This window comes from Streptomyces cadmiisoli (assembly GCF_003261055.1).
Lineage (GTDB): Bacteria > Actinomycetota > Actinomycetes > Streptomycetales > Streptomycetaceae > Streptomyces > Streptomyces cadmiisoli.
In genome coordinates, this window is sequence record NZ_CP030073.1 from 6,603,633 (window position 1) to 6,619,237 (window position 15,605).

Below are 15,605 nucleotides of genomic sequence, written 5' to 3' on the forward strand. Positions count from 1 at the left end.
CTCGGGAATTACGCAACAATGGCGTTGTGAAAAACGTCGGCGAGGCTCGAGAGACCCCCACGGGGGCCCCTCACGAGGAGCTAGCGACCGGTGAGCGCTCGACGCGCAACCGGGTCGCGCGGTCCATCCTGGACCACGGCCCGTCGACCGTCGCCGAACTCGCCGGACGGCTCGGACTCACCCAGGCGGCGGTACGCCGGCATCTGGACGCACTGGTCGCCGACGACGTCGTCGCGGCGCGCGAGCAGCGGGTCTACGGAGCGCGGACGCGCGGCCGTCCCGCCAAGGTCTTCGCGCTGACCGACTGCGGCCGGGACGCCTTCGACCAGTCGTACGATCAGCTCGCCGCCGACGCGCTGCGCTGGATCGCGGAGCAAGAGGGCGGGAGCGAGGCGGTCGCCGCCTTCGCCCGCGCCCGGATCGCCGCTCTGTCGGCCGCGTACCGCGAGGCGGTCGGGTCCGCAGCCCCCGAGGAGCGGGCCGAAGCGCTGGCCAAGGCCCTGAGCGCGGACGGGTACGCTGCAACGGCGCGCAGCGCTCCCACCGGCGAGCAGCTGTGCCAGCACCACTGCCCGGTCGCCCATGTCGCCGAGCAGTTTCCGCAACTGTGCGAGGCCGAGACGGAATTTTTCGCCGAGCTCCTCGGTACGCATGTTCAGCGGCTGGCCACCATCGCTCACGGCGACGGTGTCTGCACCACCTTCATCCCGAAGGTCCCGAACACTTCCACCACCCACAACGCATCTGCAAGCACGGCCGGGAGGAACCCCGCATGACTCTCCCCACGGAGACTGCCCACCCCGAACTCGAGGGTCTGGGCAAGTACGAATACGGCTGGGCCGACTCCGACGAGGCCGGTGCTGCGGCGAAGCGCGGCCTGAACGAGGACGTCGTCAGGGACATCTCCTCGAAGAAGTCCGAGCCGGAGTGGATGACCAAGCTCCGCCTCAAGGGCCTGAGGCTCTTCGAGAAGAAGCCCATGCCGAACTGGGGCTCGGACCTGTCGGGTATCGACTTCGACAACATCAAGTACTTCGTGCGCTCCACGGAGAAGCAGGCGGAGTCCTGGGAGGACCTGCCCGAGGACATCAAGAACACCTACGACAAGCTCGGCATCCCGGAGGCGGAGAAGCAGCGCCTCGTCGCCGGTGTCGCGGCCCAGTACGAGTCGGAGGTCGTCTACCACCAGATCCGCGAGGACCTGGAGGAGCAGGGCGTCATCTTCCTCGACACCGACACCGCGCTGAAGGAGCACCCGGAGCTCTTCAAGGAGTACTTCGGCACCGTCATCCCGGTCGGTGACAACAAGTTCGCGTCGCTGAACACCGCCGTGTGGTCGGGCGGCTCGTTCATCTACGTGCCGCCGGGCGTGCACGTCGAGATCCCGCTCCAGGCCTACTTCCGGATCAACACCGAGAACATGGGCCAGTTCGAGCGGACCCTGATCATCGTCGACGAGGGTGCCTACGTGCACTACGTCGAGGGCTGCACCGCCCCGATCTACAAGTCGGACTCGCTGCACTCCGCGGTCGTCGAGATCATCGTCAAGAAGAACGCCCGCTGCCGCTACACCACCATCCAGAACTGGTCGAACAACGTCTACAACCTGGTCACCAAGCGTGCCGTGGCCTACGAGGGCGCGACCATGGAGTGGGTCGACGGCAACATCGGCTCCAAGGTGACGATGAAGTACCCGGCCGTCTACCTGATGGGCGAGCACGCCAAGGGCGAGACCCTGTCCATCGCCTTCGCGGGCGAGGGCCAGCACCAGGACGCCGGCGCCAAGATGGTCCACATGGCGCCCAACACCTCGTCGAACATCGTCTCCAAGTCGGTGGCGCGCGGTGGCGGCCGTACGTCCTACCGCGGTCTGATCGAGATCGGCGAGGGCGCTGCGGGTGCGAAGTCCAACGTCCTCTGTGACGCTCTGCTCGTCGACACCATCTCCCGCTCGGACACCTACCCGTACGTGGACGTCCGTGAGGACGACGTGTCCATGGGCCACGAGGCGACCGTCTCCAAGGTCTCCGAGGACCAGCTCTTCTACCTGATGAGCCGCGGTCTGAGCGAGTTCGAGGCGATGGCGATGATCGTGCGCGGCTTCGTCGAGCCGATCGCCAAGGAACTGCCGATGGAGTACGCGCTGGAGCTCAACCGGCTGATCGAGCTGCAGATGGAAGGCGCGGTCGGCTGACCGCCCGCCGAAGAAGCAGCAGCAGATTTCTGACGTAGGAAGAGAGCACAACGACAGCCATGGCTGAGGCTCAGAACTCCCCCACCCTCAACTCCGTTCGGGCGGGGGGACCCCTACCGGTGGGCTCCACCACCGCCGGCTCGATCGCGGTCGCGGGCGAGTCGACCGTCGTCTCGCGCATGAGCGCGCCGCCCTCCTTCGACGTGGCGGACTTCCCCGTCCCGCACGGCCGTGAGGAGGAGTGGCGGTTCACCCCGCTGGAGCGCCTGCGCGGCCTGCACGACGGCACCGCCGTCGCGGGCGGCACCGGTGTGCGGGTGGACGTCCAGGCCCCCGAGGGCGTCACGGTCGAGACCGTCGGCCGCGACGACGCGCGGCTCGGCCGGGCCGGTACCCCGGTGGACCGCGTCGCCGCGCAGGCCTACTCGGCGTTCGAGAAGGCCGGTGTGGTCACCGTCCCCGAGGAGGCGGTCCTCACCGAGCCGATCCGCATCGCCGTGCACGGCGAGGGCGGCGTCGCCTACGGCCACCAGGTCATCGAGCTGGGAGCCTTCGCCGAGGCCGTCGTCGTCATCGACCACACCGGTGACGCCGTGCTCGCCGGCAACGTCGAGTACGTCCTGGGCGACGGCGCCAAGCTGACCGTCGTCTCCGTCCAGGACTGGGACGACAAGGCCGTGCACGTGGCGCAGCACGACGCGCTCGTCGGACGGGACGCCTCGTTCAAGTCCGTGGTCGTCACCTTCGGCGGCGACATGGTGCGGCTGCACCCGCGCGTCCGGTACGCCGGTCCCGGCGGCGAGGCCGAGCTGTTCGGGCTGTACTTCACCGACGCCGGCCAGCACCAGGAGCACCGCCTGCTGGTCACCCACAACACGCCGCACTGCAAGTCCAACGTCGTCTACAAGGGCGCGCTCCAGGGCGAGCAGGCGCACGCCGTGTGGATCGGCGACGTGCTGATCGAGGCCAGTGCCGAGGGCACGGACACCTACGAGATGAACCGCAACCTCGTCCTGACGGACGGCGCGCGGGTCGACTCGGTGCCGAACCTGGAGATCGAGACCGGCGAGATCGTCGGTGCCGGACACGCCTCCGCCACCGGCCGCTTCGACGACGAGCAGCTGTTCTACCTGATGGCCCGCGGCATCCCGGAGCACGAGGCGCGCCGCCTGGTGGTCCGCGGCTTCTTCGCCGAACTGGTCCAGCAGATCGGCCTCCCGGACATCGAGGAGCGCCTGATCGGCCGGATCGAGGAGGAGCTGGAGGCGTCGGTCGCATGACCACCTTCGTACGCGCGTGTGCGCTGAGCGAGCTGGAGGAGGACACCCCGAAGCGGGTGGAACTCGACGGCACGCCGGTGTCCATCGTGCACACCGAGGGCGAAGTGTTCGCGATCCACGACATCTGCTCCCACGCGAACGTCTCCCTCTCCGAGGGCGAGGTGGAGGACTGCCAGATCGAGTGCTGGCTGCACGGTTCCTCCTTCGACCTGCGCACCGGCAAGCCGTCCGGCCTGCCCGCGACGCGCCCCGTCCCCGTATACCCCGTAAAGATCGAAGGGGACGACGTTCTCGTCTCCCTCACCCAGGAGTCCTGAGGCACCCATGGCAACGCTTGAAATCCGAGACCTGCACGTCACCGTCGAGGCCGACAACGCCACGAAGGAGATCCTCAAGGGCGTCGACCTCACCGTGAAGCAGGGCGAGACGCACGCCATCATGGGCCCCAACGGCTCGGGCAAGTCGACGCTCGCCTACTCGCTCGCGGGTCACCCGAAGTACACGATCACCGGCGGCACCGTCACCCTCGACGGCGAGGACGTCCTGGAGATGTCCGTCGACGAGCGCGCCCGCGCCGGTCTGTTCCTCGCGATGCAGTACCCGGTCGAGGTCCCCGGCGTCTCGGTCTCCAACTTCCTGCGCACCTCCGCCACCGCCGTCCGCGGCGAGGCCCCCAAGCTGCGCACCTGGGTGAAGGAGGTCAAGGAGGCCATGGAGCGCCTGAACATGGACCCGGCCTTCGCCGAGCGCAACGTCAACGAGGGCTTCTCCGGCGGTGAGAAGAAGCGCCACGAGATCCTCCAGCTGGAGCTGCTCAAGCCGAAGGTGGCGATCCTCGACGAGACCGACTCCGGCCTGGACGTCGACGCCCTGCGCGTCGTCTCCGAGGGCGTCAACCGGGTCCGCGAGACCGGCGAGGTGGGCACCCTGCTCATCACGCACTACACGCGCATCCTGCGCTACATCAAGCCCGACTTCGTCCACGTCTTCTCGGCCGGCCGCATCGTCGAGTCCGGTGGCGCCGAGCTGGCCGACAAGCTGGAGAACGAGGGCTACGAGGCTTACACGAAGGGTGGCGTATCCGCGTGACACCTACCCGCCAAGGGCTTCCCGGCCTCCTCGACACCGAGGCGATCCGCAAGGACTTCCCCATCCTGGACCGCCAGGTCCACGACGGCCGGAAGCTCGTGTACCTGGACAACGCGGCGACCAGCCAGAAGCCGCGCCAGGTGCTGGACGCCCTGAGCGAGTACTACGAGCGCTACAACGCCAACGTCCACCGCGGTGTGCATGTGCTCGCCGAGGAGGCCACGGCGCTGTACGAGGGCGCGCGCGACAAGGTCGCCGAGTTCGTCAACGCGCCCAGCCGCAACGAGGTGATCTTCACCAAGAACGCCTCCGAGTCGCTGAACCTCGTGGCGAACATGCTCGGCTGGGCCGACGAGCCCTACCGGGTGGACTCCGACACCGAGATCGTCATCACGGAGATGGAGCACCACTCCAACATCGTGCCGTGGCAGCTGCTGGCGCAGCGCACGGGCGCGAAGCTGAAGTGGTTCGGCCTCACCGACGACGGGCGGCTCGACCTGTCGAACATCGACGAGGTCATCACCGAGAAGACGAAGATCGTCTCGTTCGTGCTGGTCTCGAACATCCTCGGTACGGTCAACCCGGTCGAGTCGATCGTGCGCCGGGCGCAGGAGGTCGGTGCGCTGGTCTGCATCGACGCCTCGCAGGCCGCGCCGCACATGCCGCTGGACGTGCAGGCCCTCCAGGCCGACTTCGTGGCCTTCACCGGACACAAGATGTGCGGCCCGACCGGCATCGGCGTCCTGTGGGGCCGCCAGGAGCTGCTGGAGGACCTGCCTCCGTTCCTGGGCGGCGGCGAGATGATCGAGACGGTCTCGATGCACTCGTCGACGTACGCGCCCGCTCCGCACAAGTTCGAGGCGGGCACCCCGCCGATCGCGCAGGCGGTCGGTCTGGGCGCGGCGATCGACTACCTCAACTCGATCGGCATGGACAAGATCCTCGCCCACGAGCACGCGCTGACCGAGTACGCGGTCAAGCGGCTGGCCGAGGTGCCCGACCTGCGCATCATCGGCCCGACCACGGCCGAGGACCGCGGCGCCGCGATCTCCTTCACGCTCGGCGACATACACCCGCACGACGTGGGCCAGGTCCTGGACGAGCAGGGCATCGCGGTCCGGGTCGGCCACCACTGCGCGCGGCCCGTGTGCCTGCGGTACGGAATTCCTGCGACCACGCGAGCGTCGTTCTATCTGTACTCCACGCCGGCCGAGATCGATGCTCTGGTCGACGGACTGGAGCACGTACGGAACTTCTTCGGCTGAGAGGCGTGAGCTGAGACCGTGAAGCTGGATTCGATGTACCAGGAAGTCATCCTGGACCACTACAAGAACCCGCACGGGCGTGGTCTGAGGGATGGCGACGCCGAGGTGCACCATGTGAACCCGACGTGCGGCGACGAGATCACCCTCCGTGTGAAGTACGACGGCACCACGATCAAGGACGTGTCGTACGAGGGTCAGGGCTGCTCCATCAGCCAGGCCTCGGCCTCGGTGCTGAACGAACTCCTCGTCGGCAAGGAGCTGGCGGACGCGCAGCGGATCCAGGAGACCTTCCTGGAGCTGATGCAGTCCAAGGGGAAGATCGAGCCGGACGACACGATGGAGGACATCCTGGAGGACGCGGTCGCGTTCGCCGGAGTCTCCAAGTACCCGGCCCGGGTCAAGTGCGCCCTCCTGAGCTGGATGGCGTGGAAGGACGCGACGGCCCAGGCCCTGGACGCCGACGCCGAAAGGAAGACGGCATGACCGAAACCGTGGAGATGAAGCCGGCGTCGGAGGAGGAACTCCGCGAGGCCCTGATGGACGTGGTCGACCCCGAGCTGGGCATCGACGTCGTCAACCTGGGCCTGATCTACGGCATCCACGTCGACGACTCCAATGTGGCGACCGTCGACATGACGCTGACGTCCGCGGCCTGCCCGCTGACCGACGTGATCGAGGACCAGGCCAAGTCGGCGACGGACGGCCTGGTCAGCGAGTTGCGCATCAACTGGGTCTGGATGCCGCCGTGGGGTCCGGACAAGATCACGGACGACGGGCGCGACCAGCTTCGGGCGCTGGGCTTCAACGTCTGAGCCGTACGCTTCGCACGCACGCAGTGGCCCCCGGCGGTGAGCCGGGGGCCACTGGCGTTCCCGGAGGCCGCCCGGGTCCCCTGCGGCGCTCGCGTCCTCGCGTACTCCGGCGTCGTTGTGTACGCACGTACGCATCGTTGTGTACGCTTGTACGCATGGGATATCTGCTGCTCGCCGGCGCCATCGCCGCCGAGGTGGGGGCCACCACGGCCATGAAGTACAGCGACGGTTTCAGCAGGCTGTGGCCCTCGCTGGTGACCGCGCTCGGGTACCTCGTCGCGTTCGCGCTGCTCGCGCAGACACTGAAGACGGTGTCGGTCGGCTCCGCGTACGCCATATGGTCCGGCGCCGGCACGGCCGTCGTCGCGCTGATCGGCACCCTGTTCCTCGGCGAGGGCATGACCGTCACGAAGGCCGCCGGGATCGCGCTGATCATCCTCGGTGTCGTGGTGCTCAACCTGGGAGGCGCGCACTGATGGCCCGCAGGTACGACCCCGAGCGCCGCCAGCGGATCATCGACGCGGCGATCCGGGTCGTCGGCGCGCAGGGCCTGGCCGGGCTGAGTCACCGGTCCGTCGCCGCCGAGGCCGACGTGCCGCTCGGCTCGACGACGTACCACTTCAAGACCCTCGACGAGCTGATGGTCGCCGCGCTGCGGCAGGCCAACGAGGGCTTCGCCGGCGTCGTCGCGGCCCGCCGCACCCTCACCGACCCGCACTGCGACCTCGCCGCCGAGCTGGCCGCCGTGCTCGGCGAGTGGCTGGCCGGCGACCGCACCGGCGTGGAGCTGGAGTACGAGCTGTACCTCGCGGCCCTGCGCCGGCCCGCTCTGCGCCCCGTCGCCGCGGAGTGGGCCGAGGGCGTCACCGAACTGCTCGTCCGCCGCACCGACCCGGTCACGGCACGGGCGCTGCTCGCGCTCATGGACGGGATCTGCCTCCAGGTGCTGCTGACCGACGTGCCGTACGACGAGGGGTACGCGCGCGAGGTGCTGGCCAGGGTGATCCCGGGTGGCGGCGAGGGCGCGCGGACCTGCGCGGCGCCCGTCACCTGAGACGGCCCGGCGCGGGTTCGCATCCGTGGCCCCCGGCCGGTTAGGTTGCCCTCATGACCGACACGACTGCTCCTCGCACCACCGGCGCCGTGGCCGCCGGCCTCGCCACGATCGCCGCCGACGGCACCGTTCTCGACACCTGGTTCCCCGCGCCCGAGCTGTCCGCGGCGAACGCCGACGCCACCGGACCCGCCGGCACCGAGCGCCTCGACGAGGCGCGCACCGCGGAGTTGCTCGGCGAGCACGGCGTCGCCGCCCTCGGCACGGACGAGGTGCGCGGCGTGGAGGTCGTGGCGGTCCGTACGGTCATCTCCTCGCTGGACGACAAGCCGCTGGACACCCACGACGCCTACCTGCGTCTGCACCTGCTCTCACACCGCCTGGTCCGGCCGAACGAGCTGAGCCTGGACGGCATCTTCGGTCTGCTCGCCAACGTCGCCTGGACCTCGCTCGGCCCGGTCGCCGTCGACACCCTGGAGACCGTCCGCCTCGCCGCCCGCGCGCGCCGACTGCACCTGAGCGTCTTCGGCGTCGACAAGTTCCCGCGCATGACCGACTACGTGGCCCCGGCCGGCGTGCGCATCGCCGACGCCGACCGCGTGCGGCTCGGCGCGCACCTGTCCGCCGGTACCACCGTCATGCACGAGGGCTTCGTCAACTTCAACGCCGGCACGCTCGGTACGTCGATGGTCGAGGGCCGGATCTCGCAGGGCGTCCTCGTCGGCGACGGCTCCGACATCGGCGGCGGCGCCTCCACCATGGGCACCCTCTCCGGCGGCGGCAAGGAGCGGGTCGCCATCGGCGAGCGCTCCCTCGTCGGCGCCGAGGCCGGCATCGGCATCGCGCTCGGCGACGACTGCGTGGTCGAGGCGGGCCTCTACCTCACCGCCGGCACCCGGGTCACCCTGCCCGACGGCCAGATCGTCAAGGCCCGCGAACTGTCCGGCGCGTCCAACATCCTCTTCCGCCGCAACTCGGTCTCCGGCACGGTCGAGGCCCGCCCGAACAACGCGGAGTGGGGCGGCTTGAACGAGATCCTGCACAGCCACAACTGACCGTCGCCGGCCGCCCCGTGCGGCCTGCCGGGCCCCGGTCGTCGGAGAGCGCCCTCCCGGAACCCCTGGAACGGGGTTTCCGGGAGGGCGCTCGCGCGTCTGCGGGGGACCGCGGTCCGGTCCGGCCCGGGTGGGGCGGACACCGTCGGTGACCGGGCCGGAGGTGCCCGCGAGGTGGCCGGTGATGCGGTCCGATCCTCTGACCTGCATATCAATCGGAACAGTCGCACCTCGCGTCGCCCTGGGATCACCGCGGTCGCTGGAAAGGATTACCGTCCGTGTCCTCGGGGTGCTTTCTGAAGATGAACGGGTGGACGCAGAGTCCGATCAGATGCCGAACCGCTGAGACGAGGAAGATCAATGACGAAAGAGCGGGCGAGGAGCGCGGCGCGCCGGCTGACCGGTGCGGTCGCGGCGGCGGCCGTGTGCTGGCTTCCGGCCGGTGTCGCGCACGCCGACGAGACCAACACGGCCTCGCACAACGGCCCGCGGGTCGGTCTGATCAACACCGGCCAGGTCGACGACCCGATGGAGGACGTACTGCAACACGTGGGCCTGATCGGCGACGAGTACATCTGGGGCTGACCGGCCGCCCCCCCCCCGGGCCCGGGGCCCGTACCGCGCACCCGCGCGGTACGGGCCCCGCCTTCGTTCCCCGCGGTTCGCGGCGGCTTGGGAGGCGGTGACGGAGATCTCGGCGCACAGGCATAGCGTCGGGCCGGTCCGCGCGTCACAGGGGAGTGGGGGCCGGGCACCGGGTCCGCCCCGGGGAAGAGAAGGTGACGATGGATGCCGACGCGCAGGAGGACTTCCGCAGATTCGTGGCGAACCGCTCGTCGGCGCTGCTGAGGACCGCGGTCCTGCTGTCCGGCGGTGACCGGCACGCAGCCGAGGATCTGCTCCAGAACGCGCTGATCAAAGCGGCCGGCCGCTGGCACCGGATCGAGGAGCCGGAGGCGTACGTCCGCCAGGTCCTGTACCGGCAGCAGATCAGCCGCTGGCGGCTGAAGTGGCCGCGCCGCGAACTGAGCGTCGCCGACCCGCCCGAGCCGGCCGCCGGCCGCGACACCACGTCGTCGGCGGAACTGCGCCTGGTACTGCGGCAGGCGCTGGCCCGGCTCACCGACCGGCAGCGCACCGTGCTGGTGCTGCGCTACTTCGAGGACCTCCCGGAGGCCGAGGTGGCCCGGCTGCTCGGCTGCTCCGTCGGCACCGTACGGTCCACCACCCATCGCTCGCTGGCCCGGCTGCGCGCCCTCGCGCCCGAACTGACCGCGCTCGGCCCCGGCGCCGAGCGCGGACCGCGCCCGTCCCGTGACAACTCGCCCGTGGAGGTGCGTCCGTGAACGTCGAGGAACTGGTGCGCGACTCGCTGCGCGAACAGGCGGCCGAACAGCGGCCCGCCGACCCCCGGTTCGCCGACCGGGTGCTCGCCGTCCGCAGGCGCCGCCGCACCCGCAGGCTGGCCTCGCTGGCCGGAGCCGCCGCCGTCGCGGTGGCCGTCGCGGTGGGGGTGCCGCTGCTGGACTCCGGCGACGAGCAGGTGCGCCCGGCCGGCCGGCCGGCCGGGTCCGGGACCAGCGCGCACCCCGACCAGTCCCCGCCCCGCGACCTGATCGCGGCGGGCGACACGGCGCTGGCCGCGTACTACACGACCGAGGTCGTCGCGCGCACCGAGGTCCGCGGCGTGGAGGAGCGCGCCTACTGGCTGCTGGACCCGGCAACCGGCCGGTACGAGAAGGACGGCAGGTGGTCCTTCGTCGCCGTCGCTCCCGGCCTGGGGACCGCCGCCGTGCTGGAACGGGCCCTGCCCGCCCGGCGGATCGGTCTGCTCGACCTCGCGACGGGGGAGGTCGAGCGGTGGATCCCGGCTCCGCAGGGCGCGGGCGGCCTCGCGTTCTCCGACGACGGCAGGCAGCTGATCGCGACGACCTACGACGAGAACCCGGATCTGCGCGACAGGGCGGCCGGGGCCGGGGGAGGGTCCGACTGGATCTCGCGGTTCGGCCGGTCGAGCCGGACCGGTTTCCTCGTCGCCGACGTGCGCGGCGGCGGTGCCGGCTGGAGCGCGGTCCCGGCGACGCTCGACATCAACGCACGCCAGGACTTCGCCTTCAGCCACGACGCCCGGCTGGTGTACACGCAGTTCATCGGCGGGCGGGACGGACTCCAGCGGTTCTACGACCTGACGGGCGAGCGGGTCGCCGCGCCCGTGGACGAGCGGCACCTCCGGTCGGACGTCACCGCGCGGCTGTCCCCGGACGGCCGGCTCGCCGCCCTCGGGCTGACGGCGGAGCGCAAGGACGCGTCGTACTCGGCGATCCTCGATCCGCGCTCGGGCAAGGAGGTCGCCAGGGTGCGCGGGGCGGAACTGCTGGCCTGGGCGGACGACCGGCGGCTCATCGCCTGGGAGCGGACGCCGGGTTCGGAGCCGTACCGGCCCCGGCTCGTCCTGGTGACCGTCGGCAGCGAGCGGGTCGTGCCCCTCAGTGGGGTCAACGCGCAGGGCCCGTCCGGTCCGGGGCGGAGGTGGTGGCCGGTCTTCGCGCCGCGCTGATCAGCCGGCGGCCGCGAGCCGTCCGTGCTCCGCCAGCAGCGCGTCGGCCGTCTCCCGGCCGGCGGGCCGCAGCGGCGGGCGGACCGGGCCCGCGGGCAGGCCGAGCGCGGCCAGCAGGGCCTTGGCGGTGACCGTGCCGGGCAGGCCCGCGGCCATCATCGCCTCGACCAGCGGCATGACCTGCCGCTGGCGGCGGGCCGCGCCCGCGGTGTCGCCCGCGTCGAACGCGTCGAGCACGGAGCGGATGTGGCGGGGGACCGCGTTCGCCACCGTGCTGACGCAGCCGGCCGCGCCCACCGCGTAGAGGGCGAGATTGTGCTCGTCGCAGCCCGCGTAGTACGCGAGGTCCGTCCGCGACAGGACCTTCTGGGTGCCGAGGAAGTCGTGGGAGCAGTCCTTGACCGCGACGATCCGCGGGTGCGCGGCGAGGCGGATCATCGTCTCCGGCTCGACGCGGGTGCCGGTGCGGCCCGGGATGTCGTAGACGACGACCGGCAGCCCGGAGGCGTCCGCCACCTCACGGAAGTGCGCCTCGACGGCGTCCTGCGGAGGCAGGCTGTAGTACGGGGTGACGACGAGTACGCCGTCCGCGCCCGCCTTCTCGGCCCGGAGCGGCAGCTCGACCGTGTGCCGGGTGTCGGAGGTGCCCACCCCGGCGACGACGGACGCCCGGTTCCCGACCGCCTCCCGGACCGCCCGGACGAGCGCCGTCTTCTCGGCGTCCGACGTGGTCGGCGACTCGCCGGTGGTCCCGTTGAGCACCAGGCCGTCGCAGCCCTCGGTCACCAGCCGGTCGGCGAGCCGCTGCGCGCCGTCGACGTCGAGCGCGCCCGAGGCGGTGAACGGCGTGACCATCGCGCACAGGACGCGTCCGAAGGGGGCGGCGGGAGAGGCGGCGAGGTTCGTCATGGGAGTAGTGTCGGCGCCGCGATCGTACAGCTCCACTTAAATCTTCTACGACGTATTGCTAAGCATCGCTGCGATGTTGTCGGGCGCGGCGCCCGAGGTGCCGTGCGCGGTTTCCGGCCCGCCCGTCAGTGATGCGCTCGGCGACCGTCGGCCCCTGTGCCCGCGGTGCGGCGGCGCCGGCCGGGGACGGCCCGGCTGGTACGCGCCGGCCCCCTGCTGCGCGGGCGGGCGGCCTCCGTGCCCCTGCCGCGGCGCCTGGACGGACGGACGGCCGGGAGCGGGAGGCGCGTCACGGCGGCCCGCGGCGGTGCCCCGCGCCGCCCGGTTTCGCCGCGTCCGGCGGTCCCGGCGCGCCCGAACCCGTCGCGGAGGCCGCCCTGTTGCCGGCCCGGCCCGGCCCGACCGGATCCGGAGTCGACCGGCCCGGCGAACCCGGCGGCGGCGCGGGCCAGGGGTAGGGCGGACCGGCCCGGGTACCCGGATGTTTCGAACCGAGAGGAGGCGGACACCGTGACCGGGATCCCGGACGCCGAGCCCGTGCGCGACGAGCGTCACTCGGTGGGCGAACTCGTGGGCCGGGCAACCGGACAGCCTTCCCGGCTCGTGCGGCAGGAAGCGGACCTCGCCGACGAGGAACTCGCGCAGCAGCGCCGGCGCGCGGGCCGCGGCGGCGGACTGATCGGCGCCGCCGGCGCCGTCGCGCACGCCGGACCGCTTACCCTCGCCGCCACGGCCACCGCCGCCCTCTCGCTGACGCTGCCCGTCCGGGCCGCGGCGCTCATCGTCACGGCGGTGCTCTTCGCGCTCGCCGGCGTGCTCGCCGCGAGCGGCCGCGCCCGACCGCGCCGGGCGGCACCCCCCACGCCCGAGGAGACCCTCGGCGGCGTCAGGGCCGATGTCGAGGAGATCAGGGAAAGGGCACACCGATGACGGACAGGACGAAGCACGGCGCGGGCGGGGCCAAGGGACCCGACGAGCTGCGCCGGCAGATCGAGCGCACCCGCAGCCAACTGGGCGACACCGTCGATCAGTTGGCGGCCAGGGCGGATGTGAAGGGCCGGGCGATGACCCGGGCCGCCGACCTGCGCGACAAGGCGGGCGCGCTGACCGTCCAGCTGCGCAGCAGCGCCGCCCAGGCGGGACACGCGGTCCAGGGCAGGGCGAGCCGGGCCGGCCACGCCCTCCAGGGCCGCGCCGGTCGGGCCGGCCACGCCCTCCAGGGCACGGCGGGCCGGGCCGGGCACACGATCGAGGGCCGGGCGGGGCAGGCCGGGCACACACTTCAGGGCCGGGCGGCGCAGGCCGGCGGCACCGTGCAGAACAAGGCGGCGCGGGCCGGCCGAGCGGTCGAGCAGGTCGCGCCGCAGCCCGTGCGCACGGCCGTGCGGGCGGCGCGGTTGCATCCGCGGCCGGTGCTGGTGGCCGGTGCCGCGGCGGTGGCGGCGGCGATGGTCGTGCAGCGGCGGCGCCACCGGCGGTGACGCGGTACGGGGCGGCCCCACCGGGCGCCCTTGACCTGAGGTCCGGTCGAGGCCGAAGGCTGGTCGGTGCGGTGACCGACCAGCCTTCGGCGGAGACCGACACGACCCGCGGCACAGACACCCCCCGGAGCTCACCCGCCCCGACGCCACGGCTCCCTTCTTCAGCACCTGGCGCGTCGGCACCCCCGAGCGGCGGCGGCGGACCATGGAGGCCGTGGCCCGCACCCGGGAGCGCCGCCCGCGGCCCGCCGCCGGACTGCTCGCCCACGACGTCCGCACGGGCCGCCGAGGCGCACTCCGCGGCCGACGCCGCCGAGCACGAACCACCCCCATGCACCACTCCCGGTGGGAGAGCGAGCGGTCCTGCGACGAGGCAGTCTCCGCACCCGGCGGGTGCGGACGCTCCCCGGAGCGAAGGGCTTCTCGGCCGCCCGCTACACCCGTGCCGTCGGTCTCGTGCCCGGATGACGCGCCGGAGGACGCCGCTCACCGAAAACTCTGGCCTCCTGGACAAAAAAAGTTTTCGGTGAGAGTGTGGGGGCCATGCTGGACGTGACCGTGATCGAGGACCCCGAGGCCGCAGCCGTCTCCCTGGACCCCACCCGGGCCCGGCTGCTCGCCGAGCTGGCGGCCGGCCCCGCGTCGGCCGCCATGCTGGCCGGAAAGGTCGGGCTGCCCAGGCAGAAGGTGAACTACCACCTCAAGGCGCTGGAGCGGCACGGCCTGGTCGAGCTGGCGGGGGAGCGCCGCAAGGGCAACGTCACCGAGCGGCTGATGCGGGCGACCGCCGCGTCGTACGTGATCTCGCCGCTGGCCCTGGCCGCGGTGCAGCCGGACCCGGACCGTTTCCGGGACCAGCTGTCCGCGCGCTGGCTGCTCGCGCTCGGCGCGCGGCTCGTGCGGGACGTCGGCACGCTGATCACCGGCGCGGCGAAGGCCCGCAAGCGGCTCGCGACCTACGCGCTCGACGGCGAGGTGCGGTTCGCCTCGGCGGCCGACCGGGCCGCGTTCATCGAGGAGCTGACGGCCGGCGTCGGCGCGCTGATCCGCAAGTACGACGCCCCCGATGCCGAGGCCGGCCGGGACCACCGGATCGTCGTCGCTGTCCATCCCACGGTCAAGCCCGAGACCCCCGAGAGTTAGAGCCCAGGAGCCCATGATGTCCAAGGAATTCGAGATCGCCCGAGAGTTCGAGGTCGACGCCCCGCCCCAGCAGGTGTGGGAGGCCGTGACCGCCGGGACCGGCGGCTGGCTGTGGCCGATGGAGGCGCCCGAGCCGCGCGAGGGCGGCCGGGGCCCCTTCGGGTCGAAGGTCACCGTGTGGGACCCGCCGCACCGCTACACCAACCGCGTCGAGGACGTCGACGGCATCGCCGAGCAGTCCGCCAACCAGCTGGACTACACCGTCGAACCGCGTGACGAGGGCCGGCGCGCCTGGGTGCGGTACGTGCACAGCGGGATCTTCGTCGACGACTGGGACAACCAGTACGACGGCGCCGGCCACCACACCGACTTCTATCTGCACACCCTGCGCGAGTACCTGACGCGCTTCGGCGGCCGTCCGGTCGTCGGCTTCGCCACCTTCGACGCCGCCCCCGAGGCCGCCAGGGCACCCGGCGCGCTCACCGCGGTCGCCCGGGCCCTGGGCCTGACCGAGGACACCACCGAGGGCGCGCGGATCCAGGCGCACGGGCCCGGGGGCCGGCCGGTCGACGCCGTCGTCGACTACCGCAACGAGTACTTCATCGGTCTGCGCACCCCGGACGCGATGATCCGCTTCTTCGGGCGCAACCACTGGGGCCACACGGTCGGCATGACGGTGCACGACTTCGCCCCGGACGCCGACGGCGAGGCCGCCGAGACCGCCTGGCAGGGCTGGCTGAAGGAGGTCTTCAGCCGGCCCTGACCG

At 71.9% G+C, this 15,605-nt stretch carries 19 protein-coding genes; 18 read left to right on the plus strand and 1 reads right to left on the minus strand.

Features of this window, described 5'->3' with window-relative positions:
• The first annotated feature begins 26 nt into the window (after positions 1–26).
• The 14 genes from DN051_RS28925 to DN051_RS28990 all read left to right on the plus strand — a co-directional run bounded on the left by DN051_RS28925 (position 27) and on the right by DN051_RS28990 (position 11,306).
• Entirely contained in the window at positions 27–776 is a 750-nt protein-coding gene (locus DN051_RS28925) for a helix-turn-helix transcriptional regulator (RefSeq protein WP_053762335.1), read from the plus strand.
• Positions 773–2,194: a Fe-S cluster assembly protein SufB gene (gene sufB, locus DN051_RS28930; protein ID WP_053762336.1), complete on the plus strand. Its 1,422-nt coding sequence runs from the start codon at positions 773–775 to the stop codon at positions 2,192–2,194. The genes DN051_RS28925 and sufB overlap by 4 nt, the downstream gene beginning before the upstream one ends.
• Before the next feature lie 59 nt (positions 2,195–2,253).
• Positions 2,254–3,474 carry a Fe-S cluster assembly protein SufD gene (gene sufD / locus DN051_RS28935; RefSeq protein WP_112439798.1) on the plus strand — a complete coding sequence of 407 codons (1,221 nt, stop codon included), beginning with the start codon at positions 2,254–2,256 and terminating at the stop codon, positions 3,472–3,474.
• Positions 3,471–3,791, plus strand: coding sequence for a bifunctional 3-phenylpropionate/cinnamic acid dioxygenase ferredoxin subunit (locus DN051_RS28940; protein ID WP_053762338.1), 321 nt, complete (start codon positions 3,471–3,473; stop codon positions 3,789–3,791). The genes sufD and DN051_RS28940 overlap by 4 nt, the downstream gene beginning before the upstream one ends.
• A 7-nt stretch (positions 3,792–3,798) precedes the next feature.
• Complete coding sequence (sufC, locus tag DN051_RS28945; protein ID WP_053762339.1) at positions 3,799–4,563, plus strand: Fe-S cluster assembly ATPase SufC; 765 nt, start codon at positions 3,799–3,801, stop codon at positions 4,561–4,563.
• Positions 4,560–5,828, plus strand: a complete 1,269-nt coding sequence (locus DN051_RS28950) for a cysteine desulfurase (RefSeq protein WP_112439799.1) — start codon at positions 4,560–4,562, stop codon at positions 5,826–5,828. The genes sufC and DN051_RS28950 overlap by 4 nt, the downstream gene beginning before the upstream one ends.
• 18 nt (positions 5,829–5,846) lie before the next feature.
• A complete protein-coding gene (sufU, locus tag DN051_RS28955; protein WP_053762341.1) occupies positions 5,847–6,311 on the plus strand; it encodes a Fe-S cluster assembly sulfur transfer protein SufU in 465 nt (154 codons plus the stop codon).
• Positions 6,308–6,640, plus strand: a complete 333-nt coding sequence (locus DN051_RS28960) for a metal-sulfur cluster assembly factor (RefSeq protein ID WP_053762342.1) — start codon at positions 6,308–6,310, stop codon at positions 6,638–6,640. Before sufU ends, DN051_RS28960 begins: the two co-directional genes overlap by 4 nt.
• A gap of 155 nt (positions 6,641–6,795) precedes the next feature.
• Positions 6,796–7,116: a DMT family transporter gene (locus tag DN051_RS28965; RefSeq protein ID WP_053762343.1), complete on the plus strand. Its 321-nt coding sequence runs from the start codon at positions 6,796–6,798 to the stop codon at positions 7,114–7,116.
• Positions 7,116–7,694, plus strand: a complete 579-nt coding sequence (locus DN051_RS28970; RefSeq protein ID WP_053762344.1) for a TetR/AcrR family transcriptional regulator — start codon at positions 7,116–7,118, stop codon at positions 7,692–7,694. The genes DN051_RS28965 and DN051_RS28970 overlap by 1 nt, the downstream gene beginning before the upstream one ends.
• A 53-nt stretch (positions 7,695–7,747) precedes the next feature.
• Positions 7,748–8,749: a 2,3,4,5-tetrahydropyridine-2,6-dicarboxylate N-succinyltransferase gene (dapD, locus tag DN051_RS28975; protein WP_053762345.1), complete on the plus strand. Its 1,002-nt coding sequence runs from the start codon at positions 7,748–7,750 to the stop codon at positions 8,747–8,749.
• Positions 8,750–9,109: 360 nt separating this feature from the next.
• Complete coding sequence (locus DN051_RS28980; protein WP_053762346.1) at positions 9,110–9,334, plus strand: hypothetical protein; 225 nt, start codon at positions 9,110–9,112, stop codon at positions 9,332–9,334.
• 200 nt (positions 9,335–9,534) lie between these two features.
• The gene (locus DN051_RS28985) at positions 9,535–10,095 is read left to right on the plus strand and encodes a SigE family RNA polymerase sigma factor (RefSeq protein WP_053762347.1); all 561 of its coding nucleotides are present in this window, start codon (positions 9,535–9,537) and stop codon (positions 10,093–10,095) included.
• The gene (locus tag DN051_RS28990; RefSeq protein WP_112439800.1) at positions 10,092–11,306 is read left to right on the plus strand and encodes a WD40 repeat domain-containing protein; all 1,215 of its coding nucleotides are present in this window, start codon (positions 10,092–10,094) and stop codon (positions 11,304–11,306) included. Before DN051_RS28985 ends, DN051_RS28990 begins: the two co-directional genes overlap by 4 nt.
• Here the strand turns inward: DN051_RS28990 and dapA are convergent, their stop codons facing one another.
• Positions 11,307–12,215, minus strand: a complete 909-nt coding sequence (gene dapA, locus DN051_RS28995) for a 4-hydroxy-tetrahydrodipicolinate synthase (protein ID WP_162624987.1) — start codon at positions 12,213–12,215, stop codon at positions 11,307–11,309. It lies immediately after the preceding gene.
• 510 nt (positions 12,216–12,725) lie between these two features.
• Here dapA and DN051_RS29000 point away from each other — a divergent pair.
• From DN051_RS29000 to DN051_RS29015, 4 genes are all read left to right on the plus strand, one after another.
• Positions 12,726–13,145 (plus strand): phage holin family protein, encoded by a 420-nt coding sequence (locus DN051_RS29000; RefSeq protein ID WP_112439802.1) that lies wholly within the window; start codon positions 12,726–12,728, stop codon positions 13,143–13,145.
• On the plus strand, positions 13,142–13,696 hold the full coding sequence (locus DN051_RS29005; protein ID WP_112439803.1) for a DUF3618 domain-containing protein: 555 nt from the start codon (positions 13,142–13,144) through the stop codon (positions 13,694–13,696). The genes DN051_RS29000 and DN051_RS29005 overlap by 4 nt, the downstream gene beginning before the upstream one ends.
• 543 nt (positions 13,697–14,239) lie before the next feature.
• Positions 14,240–14,839, plus strand: coding sequence for an ArsR/SmtB family transcription factor (locus DN051_RS29010; protein ID WP_112439804.1), 600 nt, complete (start codon positions 14,240–14,242; stop codon positions 14,837–14,839).
• Between the two features lie 16 nt (positions 14,840–14,855).
• A complete protein-coding gene (locus tag DN051_RS29015; RefSeq protein ID WP_053762359.1) occupies positions 14,856–15,602 on the plus strand; it encodes an SRPBCC family protein in 747 nt (248 codons plus the stop codon).
• Positions 15,603–15,605: the final 3 nt, after the last annotated feature.

Excerpts from the sequence above, each read along its gene's own strand:
- sufB (WP_053762336.1), top strand. The coding sequence starts at position 773 with ATGACTCTCCCCACGGAGACTGCCCACCCCGAACTCGAGGGTCTGGGC.
- sufD (WP_112439798.1), top strand. The coding sequence starts at position 2,254 with ATGGCTGAGGCTCAGAACTCCCCCACCCTCAACTCCGTTCGGGCGGGG.
- DN051_RS28940 (WP_053762338.1), top strand. The coding sequence starts at position 3,471 with ATGACCACCTTCGTACGCGCGTGTGCGCTGAGCGAGCTGGAGGAGGAC.
- sufC (WP_053762339.1), top strand. The coding sequence starts at position 3,799 with ATGGCAACGCTTGAAATCCGAGACCTGCACGTCACCGTCGAGGCCGAC.
- DN051_RS28960 (WP_053762342.1), top strand. The coding sequence starts at position 6,308 with ATGACCGAAACCGTGGAGATGAAGCCGGCGTCGGAGGAGGAACTCCGC.
- DN051_RS28965 (WP_053762343.1), top strand. The coding sequence starts at position 6,796 with ATGGGATATCTGCTGCTCGCCGGCGCCATCGCCGCCGAGGTGGGGGCC.
- DN051_RS28970 (WP_053762344.1), top strand. The coding sequence starts at position 7,116 with ATGGCCCGCAGGTACGACCCCGAGCGCCGCCAGCGGATCATCGACGCG.
- dapD (WP_053762345.1), top strand. The coding sequence starts at position 7,748 with ATGACCGACACGACTGCTCCTCGCACCACCGGCGCCGTGGCCGCCGGC.
- DN051_RS28980 (WP_053762346.1), top strand. The coding sequence starts at position 9,110 with ATGACGAAAGAGCGGGCGAGGAGCGCGGCGCGCCGGCTGACCGGTGCG.
- DN051_RS28985 (WP_053762347.1), top strand. The coding sequence starts at position 9,535 with ATGGATGCCGACGCGCAGGAGGACTTCCGCAGATTCGTGGCGAACCGC.
- dapA (WP_162624987.1), bottom strand. The coding sequence starts at position 12,215 with ATGACGAACCTCGCCGCCTCTCCCGCCGCCCCCTTCGGACGCGTCCTG.
- DN051_RS29005 (WP_112439803.1), top strand. The coding sequence starts at position 13,142 with ATGACGGACAGGACGAAGCACGGCGCGGGCGGGGCCAAGGGACCCGAC.
- DN051_RS29010 (WP_112439804.1), top strand. The coding sequence starts at position 14,240 with ATGCTGGACGTGACCGTGATCGAGGACCCCGAGGCCGCAGCCGTCTCC.
- DN051_RS29015 (WP_053762359.1), top strand. The coding sequence starts at position 14,856 with ATGTCCAAGGAATTCGAGATCGCCCGAGAGTTCGAGGTCGACGCCCCG.